General features: G+C 69.9%; 8 protein-coding genes. 3 read left to right on the top strand and 5 right to left on the bottom strand.

Going from position 1 to position 18,376, the window contains the following annotated elements; translation table 11 throughout:
- From V7793_RS18180 to V7793_RS18170, 3 genes are all read right to left on the bottom strand, one after another.
- On the bottom strand, positions 1-13,404 hold a 13,404-nt coding region (locus tag V7793_RS18180), incomplete at its 3' end, for a hypothetical protein (protein ID WP_336007769.1).
- A 62-nt stretch (positions 13,405-13,466) separates the two neighbouring features.
- Entirely contained in the window at positions 13,467-13,742 is a 276-nt protein-coding gene (locus tag V7793_RS18175) for a hypothetical protein (RefSeq protein WP_336007768.1), read from the bottom strand.
- A gap of 83 nt (positions 13,743-13,825) precedes the next feature.
- Positions 13,826-14,230, bottom strand: a complete 405-nt coding sequence (locus tag V7793_RS18170; RefSeq protein ID WP_336007767.1) for a hypothetical protein — start codon at positions 14,228-14,230, stop codon at positions 13,826-13,828.
- A gap of 353 nt (positions 14,231-14,583) precedes the next feature.
- On the opposite strand from V7793_RS18170, the gene V7793_RS18165 reads away from it, so the two are divergent.
- The 3 genes from V7793_RS18165 (at position 14,584) to V7793_RS18155 (ending at position 17,030) form a co-directional block, all read left to right on the top strand.
- A complete protein-coding gene (locus V7793_RS18165; protein ID WP_336007764.1) occupies positions 14,584-14,877 on the top strand; it encodes a hypothetical protein in 294 nt (97 codons plus the stop codon).
- On the top strand, positions 14,826-15,527 hold the full coding sequence (locus V7793_RS18160; RefSeq protein WP_336007761.1) for a 3'-5' exonuclease: 702 nt from the start codon (positions 14,826-14,828) through the stop codon (positions 15,525-15,527). Before V7793_RS18165 ends, V7793_RS18160 begins: the two co-directional genes overlap by 52 nt.
- 606 nt (positions 15,528-16,133) lie before the next feature.
- Entirely contained in the window at positions 16,134-17,030 is an 897-nt protein-coding gene (locus V7793_RS18155; protein ID WP_336007759.1) for a hypothetical protein, read from the top strand.
- 126 nt (positions 17,031-17,156) lie between these two features.
- On the opposite strand, the gene V7793_RS18150 is transcribed toward V7793_RS18155, so the two are convergent.
- Together V7793_RS18150 and V7793_RS18145 are read right to left on the bottom strand one after the other, a co-directional pair.
- Entirely contained in the window at positions 17,157-17,870 is a 714-nt protein-coding gene (locus tag V7793_RS18150) for a hypothetical protein (protein WP_336007757.1), read from the bottom strand.
- A 73-nt stretch (positions 17,871-17,943) separates the two neighbouring features.
- Positions 17,944-18,300: a hypothetical protein gene (locus V7793_RS18145; protein WP_336007756.1), complete on the bottom strand. Its 357-nt coding sequence runs from the start codon at positions 18,298-18,300 to the stop codon at positions 17,944-17,946.
- Positions 18,301-18,376: the final 76 nt, after the last annotated feature.

Genomic DNA, 18,376 nt, shown 5'->3' with positions numbered 1-18,376 from the left:
GGCTTCCTGCGCCGCCGGGGACGGCTCGGCGGACGGCGTGGTGTCCTGGACGGGCGGGGCGCTTTCCACCGCCGCCGGGGTCACGGTGGCCTCGCGTGCGAGGGCCGCGCGCTGCTCTTCCGCCCAGGTGGGATAGGGGCTGGTGAGCAGGTTGCGGGTGAAGTCGTCCCGGCCGCTGGCGTACTCGTGCAGCAGATGCTGCATCGCGCCGGCGAGACCGCGGACGTACCGGTCGGCGCCCTGTCCGTGCGTATCGACCAGGGCACGGTCGAGGGCCTCGTTGCGGGGTGAAGCCTCCCGCTTCAGCTGGTCGAGGAGGCTGTGGGCGGCGGTGCGCCGCAGCGCGTGGCGGCGCGCCGACTGGTCCAGGAGACCGGGCGGGTTGCTGGCCAGGGGGAAGTCCTCATCGAGCGCGAGCAGTTCGGCGCCCAGGGCTTCGAGGTCGTCGAGGCTGGCCAGGCCAGGCTGCGCGTCGTGGACGGCGGACAGCAGGCCGGTGAGGTTCACGTGCAGCGGCCGCAGGGCCGCGTTCACGGCGGCGAGGCGCACCGCGTCGGGCCGGGTGCTGTGGGCGGGGCTGTCCGGTCCGACCGGCACCGCGCCCTGCGGCCGGCGCACCACCACGCCACGCTCGCCGAGGCGTTCGGTGGTGTATCCAGCGCGCTGAAGGTCGGAGGCGAGGGTGATGCGTCCGGTCGCGATGACGGCCGCGGTGGCCAAGGCGCCGGGAAAGTCCCGCTCGGTGGCCGGGCGGACCTGGAAGGTTTCGGTGGGGTCGGCGCGACGGCGGTGGGCGTCCAGGAGCGTCCGGACTTCGGTGGCGAGGTGGTGGCGCTCGGCGTCCAGGCCGCGGGGCGGGGTGACGGTGACGTGGCGGGCTTCGCCGCTGTGGGCGCTGCGCGGGTTGTTCTCGTCGACGGTGACGGGCTGCCAGCCCAGGCCGTGCAGGCTCCAGATGCGGGCATTGCACACATTGGGCGCCTCGAGCCGCATCATCGTCATGGTGATGGCGACGGTGCCGTCCAGGTTCGCCGCCAGGGTGTATCCGCCGCCGCCCCAGGCGGCGGGCACCAGGGCGCTGTCGTCCAGGACCTGGGCGATGGCGCGCTCGGCCTCGGTGACGGTGCCGGTGGGGGCGGTGGCCGCCGACGGCGGGCACAGCGGGGCCTTCGCGCCGTCGGGGAAGATCCGCGGCTCTGCGGCGGAGGCGATCCAGTCGGCTGCCAGTTCCTGTGCGGACGCCATCAGGGCGGTGATGACGTCCTGGTCGGCGGCCGGGAGCTCGTGGTGCGCGGCGCGCTCGGCGAGGTAGCGGGCGGCCCGGGCCACGTCGAGGGTGGCCCGGTAGGCGCTCTCGCGGTTGTCCAGCTTTTCGTCGCGGGCGAGGATGCGCGCCGGGCGGCGCAGTGCGGCAGCCCCGAGGTCGTCGGTGTGCGGGCTGGCGAGCTTCTCGCGGACCGTGTCCAGGGCGAGGACCTGTTCGACCTGGTCCAGCAGCGGGGCGCGCCGGTTGCGGAAGGCGGTGATCGACCGGCGTACCGTGCCGCCGGGGAACTCGGCTTGCAGTGCCGCGGTGACGGCGGCTGGGCGGGTGGCCTTGAGCGTCTGCCACCAGGCGGCGAGCGGCCCCTCCCTCAGGACGTCTGCCCCGCTGCGGGTGATGAGGTCGGTGAGCAGGGTGATCTGCTCGGTGGGCAGGTCGTGCTGCCACGCGGTGCCGGACAGCCAGTCGGCCGCGGCCTGCCGGGCGGCCTCGGGTGCGGCGCCGGGGTCGGCGTGGGCGGCGAGCTTGGCATCGTTCTCGGCCCGGCGGCGCAGTTCGAGCAGGGCGAGGTGCAGGCGGGGGTCGGCGTCCCGCTCGGTGGCGGCCAGGTTCCCGGCGTGCGCTTCGGCGGCCTGGGCCGCGGCCCCGAGCGCTTCCCCGTCGCCGGAGTTGTCGAGGCGGTGCAGGTGGGCCTGTTGGCGGGCCTGTTCGGCGAACGCGGCCAGGGTCTGGTGGTCGCTGTAGACGATGCCGTGGTCGCGGGCCTGCATCAGGTGGGCGAGCACGATGGGCGCAGGCCCGTGGGTGAGCGGCCGTGGGCCTTCGAGGACTGCGGCGCGCACGAGTTCTAGCAGGTCGTGCTGGGCGGCGCGCCCGTGGGCGGCATCGGCGTAGGGCTGCGCGCCGGGCGGCACGGTCACGCTCTGGTCGGCCGGGCGGTCGGGGGCGGGTGCGCGGCGGGCGGCAGCGCCGTCGGCGGGCAGGGTGTGCAGGTGGCTGGTGAGCCGGTCGACGTGGTGGCGTGCCAGGTTGTGCAGCGCGAGCGCGAAGAAGCCGCGCTGGGGGCCGCTGTTGTTCAGCACCGTCTTGGCGGCGTCCGCGACCTTGTGGTGGCGGTGCATCTCTCCGGCGAGACCGCCGACGTCGCGGTGCCCGGTGCACAGGCGCAGGGCTGCCTCAAGGTCGTGGCCCGCCTCGGCCGGCATGTCGTCGTCGAAGGGCAGGTGGTCAAGGAGGTAGGCGAGCGCCGTGATGCCGTCCTGGTCCTGCTGCAGCTCCTTGTCCGGGTAGGTTGCGCCGGTGGCGTAGAGGCGGTCGGGCACCAGGTGCTCGGCGAGCCGTTCCGCGGCCTGCTGGACCAGGCGCAGGGCGTGGTGGGCGGGCTGAGCGATGTGGCGCCCGCTGTGCCGTCCGATGACCTCTTCGACGGCGCGCAGCGTCTGCGTGGCGCTGGCCGCCAATGCGTTTGCCTGGGCGGCCTGTTCGTGCCAGTGGCTCGCGCCTCCGATGAAGCGCAGGGCCTGGTCGAAGGCGGTGATCGGCTCGTTGTCGTCAAGGACGGTGCGCAGGTGTCGTACCGCGTCCTTGTGCAGCGCGTACAGCGCGGAGGCGGCCTCGTCGAGTTCGGCCTCAACGGTGATCGGCTCGGTGAGGGTGGCCTCGAAGGCGTCGGCGCGTTCTTCCAGCGGGGCGCCGACCGGGCGGCGCAGGGCCAGGCGCATGGTGTCGTCGGACGTCTCGCCCACCGGGGTGAACAGGCGCGGCTCGGTCTCGCTGCCGGTGACGGTGAGGACGCCGTTGTCCCAGCGCGGGATCTGGGCGCCGGTGCGCCGGGCGAGCGCGTACAGCTCGGCCGCGGTGTAGGTGACGGTGCCGTCCCAGGTCGCGGAGCCGGCGGCACGCATCAGGTGAGAGCCGGGAAACTGCTCGGCGATGGTCTGGGCGAGAACGCGGGTGTGCTGCTGCTCGCCGTCCTCGGCGCCGGTGGGCCAGGTCTTCTCCCCCGTGGTGGCCAGGTTTTCGGTGGTGAGGTGCATGCGGGCGGCGTGCTCGTAGGCGGCCGTGGCCAGGTTGCTGATGCTGGTCTCGTTGATGCCGTCTTCGTCCAGGCGCATATGGAAGGCGTGGGCGAGGTCGACGAGCGTGCGGCACCAGCGCGCGGCCTCCGGGGCGGTGCCGATCTGCTCGGCGGTGGCGTCCTGCCACAGTGCGATGGCCGCTTCGTCGGCGATGTTCTTGAGCGCCTTCTCGCTGATGTACTGGTGCCCGCTCCAGGTCCGGGTGAACTGCCCGAGGGCGTGGATGAGGTGCAGGGCGCCGGTGCGGGCGGCGGCCTGGTGGGGGTAGGGCTCCTCGCCCTCCCCCATGCCCTGCGGGTCTGCAAGGTGCCAGGCGGCCAGCGCGGACGCCGGGATCGGGGCACCGGGGGCTGCGGTCGCGGTGTCCAGGCGCGCGGTGACCTCGCGGACCAGATAGGTGTGCAGGACCTCTGCGGCGGCGGTGGGCGCGTCGTCGGCGCCGAAGTACAGCCTCAGCAGCCCGGCCGGAAGATGATCCTGGAGCGCGGCGAGATGTGCCTCGGTGAAGCGGCTGATCAGGTCGTCCGCGTCATCGCCCAGGCTGCCGGTCAGGCGCAGACGCAGGTCGATGTCGCTGCTGGCCGCGTCCGCGATCTCGGCCACCTGCTCGGCCCACGGCTGCCAGCGCTCCGGAAGGTCAGTGCCGGCGGCAGGCAGCGGGCTGGGCTGTGCTGCCGCGTCGGCGGGAGCGGCTTCGCGCAGGGTGTGCCACATGGTGCCGAACAGGCCGACGAAGTCGCCCATGGGTCCGATGTCGCTGTGCAGGGCGCGGCGCAGGCGGGGTGACATGTCCTGCTCGCGCTGTTCCAGCCATGCCCACAGGGCGGGCGCCTGGGGCACCTCGGCCGTCGAGGAGGCGTGGTAGTGGATCGTCGACAGCAGCTGGTGGTCGGTGCGGGCCTGCGCGGTGAGGGCCTCGATTTCGCGCTGGAGATCCACATCGGCTTCGTCGACGAGGCTCTGGGTGCGCTTGGCGTGCGATTCCGCGGTGCTGTCCAGGGTCATCAGCAGGTCGCCGTGGCCGAACTGGCCCTCATCCGACTGCTCGTGCCACACCTGCTTGGTGAGCTCGCTGATCTGGTGGCACAGGGCGGGCAGGACGGGTGAGACGCTCGCGGTCAGGTCGCCGTGCTCGCCGGCAAGGTGCTCCAGTAGGCGGAGCAGGGTCCGCTCGGCGGCCGAGGCGTCGGGGGTGAGGGCGCCGGATTCCGTTGCCTGCTGAGCGAGCCGGATGAGGTAGGTGTGGCGGGCGGCGAAGTCCTCGTGGCTGGTGGGGGGATTGGCGGGGGCGAGTTCGGGCCGCGTCAGCTGCAGGATGCCGCTCTGGCGCGCGGCGGCCGCGGCGAGGTCGGGTTCGTTGACGACGGTGGCGGTCCATTGCCGCCGCATGTCGGTGGCCACGCTGTCCAGCGCCTGCCAGCCGAGCATGCGGTCGGAGACCTCCTCGGCCCGCAGGCGGGTGATGTCGATCACCTGGTCGAGGAGGGCGGCCCAGCCGGCCGGGGTCGCGCCGGGCCGGGGCGTCTCCAGCAGGGCGGACAGCGCGATGACGGAAGTCCGCTCGGCCGAGGGGAGCTGATCGATCGGGCCGACCTCTGCAGCCCACTCGCGCCAGGCGGCCTGCAGGCCGGCCAGGGCCGTGGCCGCCTGGCGCGGGCACGTGTACGCGTTCTTGGCGGCGGATCGGCGCAGGGAGGAGCGGCGCGGTTCGGGGATGCCGCGGGCGGCGGCGCGGTCCAGGTAGTTGTCGCTGTACCGCAGCAGGATGGTGAGCTGGGTCAGAGCCTGGTCCACCGGGCGGGCTTCGCCCTTGTCGGTCAGTTCCGCGCGCAGGAGCAGCAGGTGCTGGTGGACCCCGGACATGGCCCGCCAGTGCTCGGCCGGGCCGCCGTTCTCGCCCGGTTCGGGCAGGCTCGCGGCGGCGTCGGCCAGGGCGTCCTCGGTGGCCTGGGCGTGCCACGGCGTGACGTCTTCGATCAGTGCGCGGTGCTCGGCCAGCCACTGCCCGGCGTCGGACAGGAGCTGGTCGGCGGCCTGGACGGCCTCCGGTCCTGGTGGGAAGGGACTGGGGTGGAGGACCTCCAGGGCCCACTCCCCCGCCTGCTCGGCGCGCACAAGGAGGGCGGTGTCCGGCTCCCGCACGGCAGTGTCCGGCGGCGAGGTGGCGAGCTCCTCGAGGTAGGCGTTGAAAGGGTCGGTGTCCGGCTGCGGGGTGGCGGCGTACTCGATGAGGGCCCTGAAGATGTCGGTGTCGATGTCGGGTCCGAACAGCCCGGGCCAGCTGTCAGGGTGGTTGGACAGCAGGGCCCGGGCGTCGCTGATGGTCATGCCCTTGGCCATCGAGATGAACCGGGCGGCGTCCTCCTGCGCGGGCACCGCTTGGAGGGTGCCGGAACGGCCGCCCTTGCGCGCCCGCAGGTCCCAGGGGCCCTCGCCTTGCCGGGAGATCTGCAGGCCCGAGTCGGCGCCGAGACGCTCGTGCAGTTCGGCGCCGCGGCACACGAACACCTCATGACCGCGCTGCACCGCGTACAGGGTGTTGTCCCCGGGCTGCTGGGCGAGCCGGGCGCTCTGCGCAGTCTGCGCGGTGACGTGGGCGGCGAGCAGGTCCAGGGATGCGTCGTCGCCGAAGAACGCCCGCATCAGGACGGTCTTGCGTGCGTCGTCCGCACGGTCGAGCTCCTCCCCGACTTGCTCCTGGATCCAGTCGCGGAAGAGGCGGACAAGGTCGTCATGGATGGGTTCGTTGCTGACGGTAAGGCTGACGGTGTGCGGGTCGCGGGCGGCGGCGTCCAGGAGCCGGCCGATGAACTCGGCGTGCTGCTGCCACTGCGGCGGGAGCGGGAGACGGCCTCCACCGGTGGCGGGCTGGGTTCCGGTGGCGTGCCGCGCGACAGCGGCCGCCAGGCGCGCGAAGGCGCCGGTGAAGCCGCGCGGGGTGACGTCGGCGTGCAGGGTGTGCCGCAGGGCTGGGCTCATCTGCCCGACGCGTGCGCCCAGCCAGTCCACCAGAGCCGGGGCGAACAGCACCGGGGCGTGATCGGTGAGCGGGTGGGTGGGGATGTGCATCGAGGCGAGCAGCTCGGGGTCGGCGAGTGCCTGCTGGGTGAGGGCCTCCAGCTCGTCGTCGAGACGGCCGTCGGTCTCGACGAGGGTGGCCTGCAGCTTGCGGGCATGGCGCGCGGCATCGGCCGCGAAGTCGCGGAAGTCGCTGGTCCGGGAGGGGCGGTAGCCCTCGTCCTCGTGTTCACGGATCACCCGGCGGGCCAAGTGGGCGGCTTCGTCGAGCAGGTGGGGCCAGGCCGGGTCGATGTGGCCGTCGGGCGCGGTCAGGGGGCGGCGGGCGAGGTCTTCCAGGAGGTGGGACAGGCGCCGTTCGGTGGCCGCCTTGGTCGGCCTGAGCTGGTTGTGGATGCGGCGCGCTGCGGTGCCGCGCGGGCCGTAGTAGCCCGCCAGCTCTCCGTAGTCGTAGCGGCCGTCGGTGTCCGCGTAGGGCGCTGCCGGGTCGAGGTCACGGGCGGCGACGTCAAGCGGGCGCGGGGCGGGGGTGAGGAGGGTGTCGGCCAGGTCCGGATCGGTGAGCACCGTCCGGGCCAGGCGCCCCAGGTGGGTGGGGAGTTTGCCGGTGGCGCGGGTCAGGTCCGGGGTTCCGGTGGCGCGGGCGAGGCCGTACAGGGCGTGCAGGTGCGCGACCGCGCCGCCCGGGACGCGTGCCGCGGCCACCCGGGCCTTCAGCAGAGCGCTCTGTGCCTCGGTGCGCTCGAATCCGTTGGGCGTGGTGCGCCGCGCGGCGGCCTCGGCCAGGGCGTCGAGGGCCTGCTGGACCTCGGCCGCGTCCGCATAGGGCCTCTCGAAACGGCGGGCCGTCTCGAGGAGCCAGACTTCTTCGAGCCAGGACGGTGGGGTGTGGGCGAGGCGGTCGACATGGAGGGCGACGGTGCGCGCGAGGTGGCGCAGCCGGCCGATGGCCCGGTCGGCGGTAGCGCGGCGGTCGGAGGGCGCACCGTGCAGCTGCCCGGCCAGCGTTTCCGCGGCTATCTGAACCCGGGTGTACACCTGGAGCTGCAGACCCCAGTCCGCGGCGGGGACCTGCCGAGCCTGCTCCCAGGAGTCAGTGAACTCCACGATGGCCGCCGCGAGTTCTTCGCCGGGCTCGGCCGGCAGCTCCTGTCCGAAGTCTTCCTGCCACTGGTCGTGCAGCGCGTGCAGCACCTCGCGCGCTCGGGCAGCCGAGTCGTGCTCGTTGTCCGTGGCGTACGGTGCGGGGCGGTCCTCGCCGAGGATCCACCGCTCCTGGGTGGCAGGGCCGTCGCTCGTGCCGGTGTCCTGTGCGGGCTCGTCCGCGCGCTCCTCCGCTGCATCCCCGGCCGGGGCGGGTGCGGCGGTTTGGGGTGCGGGGGCGGCGTTGGCGGTGGGATCGGCCGCGGCGAGGGTGCGCACGGCGTCTTCGTCGCCGTCGCGGATGGCCTGGATGAGGGGCTGGTTGTTCTGGCTCCAGGTGGCCGTGAACTCTTCGAACTGGGCGCGTGCCTGGGCCTCGGTGGTGCGGGCCAGGTCGTTCTCGCCGGCGTGCTGGGCCACGGTAGCGCGGTGCCGGTCGAGGAAGGTGCGGGCGAGGCGGGTGAACGTGCTCAGAGGCGCTTGCATGGTGGCGCGGTCGCGGCCCTTGAGGGAGCGCAGGAGCCGCTCGGCCTGGCTGAGGGAGTTGGTCAGGGCGGCCTCGGTGTCGTGGCCGTCGCGGTCCTCGTGTGCGGCGACCGTCTGGAACAGGTCGTGGCGCAGCTGGGTGAAGGCCCGGGGGATGTTCTCACGGTCCCAGGTCTGGTCGGCGGCGCGGCTCAGCTCAAGCTCGGCGGCCTCAACCTCTGGCAAAGCCGCATCCCACTCCCGCTGGGTGGTGAAAACGGCTGCCGAGGCCTCGGATGGTCCGGGCGTCTGCTGGGTCGCTGACAGTACAGGGAGGCTGGTGCCGGCCGGTGAAGCCGACTCCTCGACAGTCTCTGATGTAACGTCAGGGTTTGGATCCGGCGGGGCGACCTGCCGTGGCATGCTGTGCTCTTCAGCGTCGTCTGAGTCTGGGGCCGTCATTTCCGGTCCCGATCCGTTGACCTGGTGTTCGGCCACGGGGGCCGTGTCAGAACCGATGGTGGCAGCGTCGTCCATCTGCGGCTCGGCGGCTGTCCCTTGCGCTTCGCCGTCGGGTGCAGGTTCCTTCTCGTCTGGGCTGACCGCGCCGAGAGAGACCTTCAGCTGGCGGTATTCGCTCTGGACCTTGTCGAGTTCGGCCTGTTGCGGAAACAGCCTGTCTGCCCGCTCTTGTGCGCGGGCCATATTGGTCTCGATCCTCTCGACTGCCTTGATGCTGCGCTGGAGGACCGCATCCAAGGAGGCGAGTGCGTTCTCCAGCTTCCGCACCAGGCCAATGGGGTCCTGCTTCTTCAGCTCACGGGGGTCGAGATCGACCGGGGTGACGGGAGCGTCGGGGAACTGGATCGATATGTAGCGGCCGCCGTAACTCCATTCCATCGTGGCCTGCAGACTGAAGCCGCCCAGTTCGCCGAGGTCGACGACGTGCTGACGGCTGCGGTCGGTAGCACTGCGGTCGAAGCGGTCCAGTCGGCTCAGGAGCACGTTTCCGGCGTCGCGGCGCTCCTTGTAGCTGGTGGTGCCGATCTTCATGGTGAACGCGTCGCCCTGGGTGAACGTCCGGTGGGCCAGTGCGCGTTCTGTCTCCTGGACACGTTCACGCAGTTCGGTGATGCGGCGGCGGCCCTGTTCGCCCATGACCTGGTAGGTGAACTGCTCGTCGTTCCACAGCCTCTGCTTCAGGCTCAGCCTGGCGAGGTCGGCTTCGACTCGGTCCATCTGGACGAGTTCGGGACGGTTCGCGGCGACGGCGTAGATCACGCCGGCCGGGATGATGTTCTCGTCGCCGTCGGTGGAGCCTTCGAAGATGCGGGTGGAGCTCCGGAAGTCGAGGATGGCGTCGGCGTAGCTCTGCTTGGTGTCGACTTTCTGCCACAGGAAGGGGTCATAGGAGTCCAGGGTGACCGCTGCGATGTGGTGGATGGCGTCGTTCTGGTTGCCCTGGCGCTTGTGCCGTCCCAGGCTCTGAACGATCGGCGTGTGCTTCCAGGCGGGGTCCACCTGGATGACGGCGATTCCGCGGCGCTGGATGTTGCGGCCCGTGCCGAGGCCGATCCGGCCTCCCATGATGACGGCGATACGGCCGTCGTTGATGGCCTGGTTCTGCCGCACCTTCTGCTGCTGTGTTTTGGCGTCCTGGGCGAATTCGATCAGGCTCCCAGGCATTCCCTTGGCTACGAGCTTGTCCTTCAGGGCGTTGTAGACGTCGAATTCTTTATCGGGTGCGGGCACTCCGAGATCGCAGAAGACGGCGATATTGCTTCCTTTGTGCGGCTCCTCGTTGCCATCCTTGTCGTAGTAGACGTCGTTACGGTGTTTCTCCCACAGTGCCATGATTTCGTCGGCGACGACGTCGAGCTTCTGCGGCTGATCGGTGTGCATGCCGACAAGGCGCACATCGAGTGAGGCGAGCCGTCCGTCTGTGGAGATCCACAGCGGGTTGTCCTCAGCCGGCTCGCCGTTCTTCTTGGTTTTGATCCTGGGCTGGCGAGCCTTGATGTCCATCATGCGGGCACCCAGGTCAGCCATCACCTCGCGGAGCTCGGGCGAGGAGTCGACGGTAAGCAGCCTCATGTCCCCGCCGATGATGGACGGTTCGTCCAGCGGCAGGTCTTCCTTCCGCTTGACGTCGGCGAAACTGGCCAGCATCCGCTTGAGCTCGTCCTGGTTGACGTAGCGGACGTACCGCATACGTGTGTGGAAGCCGCCCCCGACGCCTATTTCCACCTTGTGGACCGGCTGGATGAAGGTGGAGACGAACTGGTCGTCCTCCACAATGCCGAGTTCGGCGAGCCGCGAAGGCGCGGCGAGTTTCGCCGCGCTGAGGGCCTCCATGGGCGAGTTGTCGACCGGGGTCGCGGTCGCCAGGCACACCACGCGCTCGCCATGGTTCCTGCGGAGGTAGGACAGCTTCATGTCCATGTCTGCCGTGATCTGGTTGCCCGGCAGGGCAAGATCCTGGACGGACGAGACCACCATCAGGTTCTTGAGGACCTGCGCCTCGTCGACGAAGATGAACGTCGAACCGGTGCGCTCGAACTCGATACCGGAGTCACCGGGCGCGCGCAGTTCTTCGTCCAGTCTTTCCTTGTGGCTGGCGATCTGGTTTTCGATGTCCTTGACGGTGTACCGGTCACCGCCTTCGGCGTGTGCCAGGTGCGCTTCGAGGCGCTTGATCTGTTCGTTGATGTAGTCGAGCCGCGCTGCCTTACTCATGGGGATCTTTTTGAAGGCGTTGTGGCTGATGATCACGGCGTCCCAGTTGCCGGTCGACCACTTCGCTACGAAGCGGTGGCGCCGGTTGCCGGTGAGGTCGGCGGAATCGGCCACCAGGATCCGGGCGCGGGGATAGGCCTGGAGGAACTCACGCTGGAACTGGCCCAGGACGCCCTTGGGGACCGCGTAGACGGGCTTCTTGACCAGCCCGAGCCGGACCAGCTCCATGCCGCCCACGACCATCTCAAGGGTCTTGCCGGCTCCGGTGCCGTGCCACAGGGCGACGCCGGTGTTGGTGGCTCGGATGCGAGCCACTGCGGCGTGCTGGTGCGGATTGAGGGTGAACGCCTTCGACAGGCCCGGCGCCGATATGCGTTCCCGGTCGTAGGTGGGGTCGACTCGCGCGTTGTAGCGGTCGTTGTAGTAGCGCTGCAGGTATGCGGCGCGGTCGGGGTCCTCCCACAGCCACAGCCGGAACCTTTCGTCGAGTTGGAGTGCCTTGGCCTGGGCGAAGGCTGTGGCCTCGCTGTCGGTGACGACCGGTCCGTCGGGCGGCAGCTTGCGGGTGACGACGATTTCCTGGTTGTTCAGGAGATTGCTGGCAAGGGCCTGCGCGGAGCGGGCCTTGGTGCCCCAGGTGGTCTCGGCCAGCATGCTGTGCTTGTCGCCGCCCTTGACGCTCCAGCGTGCCCCGAGGTTGCTGACCTCGATGTTGTCGTCTTCCAGGACTTCACGCAGGAACTCCTGGACGTACTTCGCGCTGATCCAGGCGGCACCGAGGGTGCTTTCGATCTCGGCCGGTTCCCGATCGCGGGGAATGACCTGCTCAAGCGCTGCGACGTTGACAGCGTAGGCCGGGTCCTTAGCCGCAGCATTCTTGGCCGCTTCCAGCTTCCGGCGGACGTTGCCTGACAGATACTCGGTGGCCATCACGACACTGCTGGCGCCGTTCTCGCCCCGGTCCGGCCCTTCCTCCGACGTGGCTGCCTCGACCTCGTCGTCCAGCAGCCCTTCCTGCCGCTCCGGATCGGTGTAGACCAGCGTCCCCAGGGCCTCCCTGGCGGCCTGCTCACTGTCCACGCCCAGCAGCTCGGCGACGACGTCTAGGCGGACCTCGTTGTAGCGGTCCCAGCACAGCAGCAGCGCATCCTCTGCGCTGGCGGTCCGGGTCAGAGGACCAGGCGGGGCAATGACGCGCTTATGAAAGATGTCGGCCTTGGCGGCCTGCCCGCTCTCCTCGTCGAAATGTTCCAGGGCCAGGACGTACGGGGCGTACGGGTCGTGCCGGAACCCGCCCATCCGCGGATAGGCCCGCCGTTCCCGCCCCTCCGGGTCATCGTCGGCTGGCTTGCTGACCTTGCACCGGTTCAGGGGGCCGTACCGGGCAACGTAGGTGTCGTAGCGGCGGTTGAGTTCCGTTCGCAGGTACCCCATGCGTTCGGTCTCGTGATGGTGCTTCACTTCCTCGTCCAGCAGCGCCACCGCCAGGTCACGCAAGCCGATCACGGCCCGTAGTTCCTCAGCCTGCTTCTTCGCCGGCACGTGGGCAGTGGGACGACCGTTGATGATCTCGGTGAAACTGCCGTCGGGCTGTGCCTGGAGCGTGCCGTCCAGCAATTCGAGGTCCGCATGGAACGTGCCCGGCGTGATCAGGGTCTGCCGGTTACTCAGCGCCTGTTCAGCGATTCGGTCGAGTGCTGTGGCCAGTGCGGGGCCAAGTGCGCCCTCGCCGCGGACAGAGAGGTCGGGGCCGTGCCGGCGCACGTCGGCCAGTGCGGTGCCCAGGACCATCTCCGGGTGGGCCTGGAAGTAGTCGTTGATCTCGAGCGGGGCTGGGGCGATGTTGTTCCGGGCTGCGGGAAGCGTGACTGGCGAGACAGTCAGCCACTCCCCCGCCGCCCCGGGCTGATCCCCCTCGGCCCGCTTACGGAAGACCAAAATGTCGGTGACAACGGGAGTGCCGGCCTCGTCCATGTGGGCGCCGTCCGGCAGCCGGATCCCGCCGAGGAACTCGGCCTTCTCCAGCATCCGGGCGCGGGCGTCCAGATGCGCCTTGTCGGTGCCGTCGGAGGTGTAGCGGGATGTGATGAGGACAGCGAGGCCACCAGGCTCCAGTGCGTCGAGGGCCTGAAGAATGGCGTGATTGTGAATGGAGTACTTACGGCCGGGATTGAGGCGCTTGTCGGTGAGCTTGGCCTTCCCATAAGGGACATTGGCGACGACGACGTGGACCGGTTCACCGAGCGGACCAATCTTGGCGAAGGACTCGTTGCGGATGTCCGCATGGGGCAGGAGCGCGCTGGCAATCGCCGCGGTGACCGGATCAGTCTCCGTACCGATCAGTCGGGCATCGCTCGGTGCGTCGGCCAGGAGCCGTCCGGCTCCCACGCTGTTGTCGTACACCGTGATCTTGCTGCCGGGCTCAGCACCGAGCGGGCCGAGCAGCCGAGTCCAGAGCAGAGAGGCGTAGAGCGGGTTGGTGTAATGGGCGTTGAGAGTGGAGGCGCGGGCCGCGGCATACTCCTGCTCATCGAGGAGAGAGCGCAGTTCCTCCCGTTCAGCGCGGTACAGCTCGGCGTACTGCTTCCGGGTCTCGAACAGGTAGGGGGTGGCCCCCCACCCCCGCCACTCCCGAAGCTCAGCGAGTTCCACCTCCGTCGCCGACCGCTCCTCCTCCCGGAGCCGCAGCGCAACACGCACCGCCTGGAGGTTGTGCCGGATCCTCTCCCGTTCCGTGCGCCGCTCTGAGCTCAAGGGCAGCTCTAGAGCGAGGGCCTCCGCTCCGGTTCCTCCAGAAGGTACTCCCGAAGCACCTCGCCTTCCGCCTCCAGTCTGGCCGTGTTCAACCTCTGCAACCGGGCCAGATAGCCCTCCCGCAGCGGGGCCACGCCGGCTAGGCTGCGCGCCCGGATCTCCACCTGATCGGCGACCGTCTCCCCCAGCCAGGTGAAGTGCTGCTCCGGATCCTGCAGCTCCTGGTACTCCTGGAGTCGTTCGGTCTGCCAGTGACGCATCAGCTGGGCACCGAAGTGATTCATCCCGACTCCTTTGTGGGGCACCGCTGCCGTTATGGCGCGCGGATCCGTTGCTGTTCTGGCGTTCGCCGCCTGGGCCGGGCTCATTAGACATGATCGCCCCTGCGGTGAGTGGGAGACGCCATGCTCGGGCGGTCCGCCAGTTGCACCGGCCACGGCCTGGGACTTCGCCTCAGCAGCTCTGCGGCCACTACGTCTGAGGGACGGAACTGATCCGGCAGCGAGGTGGGGTGGCAGCGCAGGGCTTGGCGCTGGTCCAGAGACAGCCACAATCGTTTCCCGGCCAGTTGGGGCGCATCAGCCCAATTTTCGTTGGCCTCATCAGTCGGCAGCAGGCAATCGTGTTCCCAAGCGGTCAAGTAGGCCCGTACTTTGTGCTGATCCTTGGTGCCCAGCCCCGTGACGAAGGCCCCGGCACCATCGCCTCCCGCGATACGCCAAGGCAGGAACTCCTGCGACTGCCGCTGCCCGAGCCACTCGTACTGATTCACGTCCACACTCCTCACACCCGGTGGGCAGCGCAGACCGATCAGGGACTTAGTGAAGATCCTCCTGCGCCGCCGCAACCGATGCTTGGTGGGCGAGAGGCCGAATAGCGGGGCTGAGCTGCTTAGTTCCGTTGGACGGGACCGATGGCAGAAGGATCTTTCTGTACGGTCCGCAACACGGCACGCCGACGCGTCCGCGTGCCGGCCAGGGTGCCGTAATACGCGTCCTGGACGGCAGTGTCGACCCGGTGCAGGCCGCACACCGGTGACTTCGGTACCTTCGCGCTGTCCTGGCCCGCGTCGGCCGCGGCCACCACGGCGGCGGTCGGGCCCACGTCGACATCTACCAGCAGCCCGTGGGCCGGTACCGCACCGTCGCCGTCGCCCTGTTCAAACTGGCCGAGGTCCGGGCGCTGCGCGAGTTGCCCGGCGTGGACTGGGAAGCAGTCCGCGGCCTGCCCAAAGGCGCGCCGTCGCCGCTGCGGGACTACGCCAAGCTCGCCCCCACCCGGGCCGACGCGGTCAAGGGCTTCTGCCAGGGCCTCGCCGACCGGCACGAGATGACCGTGTGGGCCTGGCACAGCGCCTACTCCGGCAGTTGGGAGGTGACTGGGAGCGCGTCGACGGCGCCCCCACCAAGGAGCAGGTGAAGAAGGAGCTGGTCGCCGACCCGCAGGCCGGCAGCTACGCGCAGGAGATCCTCCTCTGCCCGGCCTGGGGCCGGATCACCCGCAAGGCCCGGGAACTGCTGCAGCCGGACGTCGCTGTCATCCTCGACACCGAGACCACCGACCTGAACGGCCAGACCATCGAGATCGCCGTCATCGACGCGGCCACCGGCAAGAAGCTCATGAACACCCTGGTCAAGCCCACCGAACCGATCTCCCAGGGCACCCACTGGATCCACGGCATCTCCGATCAGGACGTCGCCGGCGCGAGGCCGTGGGAGAAGATCCTCCCCCGCTTGCGCAAGGCCACCCGCGACCGCGTGATCTGCGCGTACAACAGCTCCTTCGACCGCGGCATCATCCTCGGCGGCACCCGGCGGGCCGGGAAGAAGCCGCTGCACCTGGAGACCTGGGACAACTGGTACTGCCTCATGGACTCCTATGCCTCCTGGGTCGGCTCCAGCCGGTGGCTGCCGCTCGGCGGCGGCCACCGAGCCTTGGGCGACTGCCAGGCCGCCCGGGAGGTCCTGGTGGAAATGTCGAGGGGCCGCGGCACCGCCTTCACACCCCAAGCCCCCGCGCCCGGGGATCCCGTCCCTGGGCCGCCCGCGGAATCAGCCCTCGCCGCGTAGGCGTGCCGCGGCGCGGGCATCGTACCGCCCCGGCGACACACCTGGTCGGCCTACGACGCGAGGCCGGGGACGCCCGGTACGACTATGGTCGCGATGCTCGTGATGGACAGGACACGCGAGCACGGCGGCCCCGTGCCCCGTTCGCACGCCGGATGGGGCCGCCATCTCACGCGAGCCGCGCCGACCGGCGCACGGGCAGGCAACGATGCACGAGGATGACGAACTACTCGAGGTCGCGGGCGCGGCCCGGCCGTACCTGCGGGAGCTGATCGGGGATGCCGCGCCCGAGGTCGACCGTCGGCTGGCGGGGCTGCTGGCCGAAGAGGGCGACGTGCGGGGGCAGCTCAGCGAGGTGTTGTGGTCCTCGCCGGCGTTGCAGGAATTCACCGAAGCGACGCTCCGCGACGAGAGGCTGCCCCCCCCCCCCGCAGGTTCAGGCCCTGGCACAGTACGGCACCGGTGGTCACGGAGAACCGGTAGACGCCGAACGATACATCTGCCCAACGGGCGCACCGCCGCCTCATTTCGTGTGGTACCGGATCTCTGTCACGGTCCCGGTCGAGCACTGTCCGCAGGACGGGGCCCTGCTGGTACCTGGGTGATGACGTGGACAAGTTCTTCGAGGCGCTTGGCGGAAAGCTCGCCGAACGGTGGCTGACCATCTCCGTACCGGCGACGGTGTTCTGGCTCGGCGGGCTGCTGGCCTGGGCGGCAGACAACGGTGGCGTGGGCGCACTGCGCCGACCGTTTACCTGGCTGGAGAGTCTACCTGCCGGTGCGCAGATCGTGGCCGTGGCCGTTGCGCTGCTCACCGTGGCCGCGTCAGGGTGGCTCGTCAGCCAGGTCGCAGCCCCGCTGCTGCGTTTCGCGCAAGGGTACGGACGGTGCTGGCCACGCCGCGACACGATGGCCCAAGGGTTCGCGACGAAGTTCAACAAGATCACTACCAAATTTCCGCCTCTTGCCGCGAAGCTCCTCCCCGACCCTCCTACCGCGACTGCCAAGGAGCGGCAGGAGTACATCGAACTCACGCGGCAGATGCGGCGCCTTCCTGGGCCGGGCCGGTTCATGCCGACACGCCTGGGCAATACCCTGCGTGCCGCGGAGAGCCAGCCGGTCGACCGTTACGGACTGGACGTCGTGACGATCTGGCCGCACCTGTGGTTGCTGCTACCCGACTTCGCCCGTACGGAGCTGAGCACAGCGCGTGCCAAGCTCCACTCCGGAGTGGCCGCCTGTCTTTGGGGGGTGCTCTTCATCGGCTTCGCCCCATGGACCTGCTGGGCGGTTCCGGTCGGGCTGGACACCGCTGCCGGGTCGTGGTGGCTGTGGCTTCCCGGACGCGCCGAGGCATACGCCGACCTCGTGCAGGCCACCGTGGACGTGCACCGACGGACTCTCTACGACCAGCTCCGCTGGCCACTGCCCCTGAATCCAGCCGCCGAGCCTCCTCAAGGGCGGCTGTTCCGGCTACCCGAGACCTACTTTGCGGCTGGTGCCTGAGCGTAGGACACCGGGGCCTCCGGAGGGTGCTCCTGACTGGCCAGGCGGAGAACCTCGGAGCGATCGAGGCTTGCCTCCGGGGACGCGCTGCGTACCCACCGTGGGCGGCGTACTTGGCATCGCAGCTCAGGGGCTGGGGACGCCAGCGGAGACGACCGTGTGGTGGGGATGGCTTTTCCACTGGTCAGCCTTGGCCATGAGCGCGCCGAGAAGCTGGCCGGCTTCATCCGTGTCGCCCGCTTGCACGGCTTTGGCGTAGTGCTGGTTGAGGTCGTGGACCTCGCGCCATGCCGGGACGAAGTCGTCGTCACCCTCCCGGTGGTGCTCATCCCGTTGCTCGTTTTGGCGGGCGCAAATGAATTGATACACCCGTTCGCCCATCTGCAGATCCAGAGGCGCTCCTGCCAAGGCAATCAGGTCAGTGCGCTGGTGTTCGAGGTCGGTGACGCCGTCGAGGTCCACCGTGACCGTGTACCGGGTGTACGCCCCGGGCTCCGGCTCGTGGGTCACGTTCTTGTAGTTCACAAAGCCCCAGCTGCCGCCTGTGTAGACGCCCTTGATCCTGCCGTCCACCGTCCCGACGGTTTCGAAAGGGCAGCGCTCCCAGCAGAAGGTCCAGTAGGTCCGGTACCAGGCATCCAACTGCCCCGGGGTGGCCAGAAAGCGGTCGCCGCTCGGGCCCTGGGGGTCGGCGATGAGACCCTCGGGCCGGTCGTCCCCGGCGGTCAGGGCGATGAGGCCCGACGCGTCAGCCTCAGCAGCGGCCGGATATGTCCGGCCGCGGTGAACCGCGCAGGTCTTGGGGCGGAAGTGGTCGACCTCGTCCAGACGCCGCACCAAGGCGTGCAGTGGCTGGATCCGATCCTTGCGGTGCAGCTTCAGCTCGGTGACCTCCTCGCGCGGGAATCTCCCGTTAGTAGCTGGTGACCAGACGCTTGAGGTGTTCCTTGGCGAAGTGTTCGTCGGAGCCGAGGTAGTCGCCCTCGTAGATGGTGGTCGTGGCGTGGGTGCACTTGAAGAGCTCGCCGCGCCAGCGGAACGTCCAGTGCACAGCGTCCCAGGCGTCCAGACGCTCCGGCGCAACCGGGTACCCCACCGACCCGTCGGCCCCCTCGCGCGGCGTGAGTCCTTCGGGTGCGGGGCTGCCGGGCTTGGGTAGCAGTTCGGCGCACGGCCATAGTCCCGCGGCGCCACGGGCCGGGTAGTGCTTGCCGCGGAAGACGGCGACCTCGCCCTTGACGGGGAAGCGGAAACGCGCAGGTTCAGTCATGTCTTTCTCCAAAGCCCTTCGTTCTTGCAAGGCGCCGACCGGCTCTTCAGTGGCGCCGGCTCGCCGATAGCCCCTT

The organism is Streptomyces sp. KLMMK (assembly GCF_036961605.1).
In the GTDB taxonomy this organism is placed as follows: Bacteria; Actinomycetota; Actinomycetes; order Streptomycetales; family Streptomycetaceae; genus Streptomyces; species Streptomyces telluris.
This window is presented reverse-complemented; position numbering and strand designations above follow the sequence as displayed.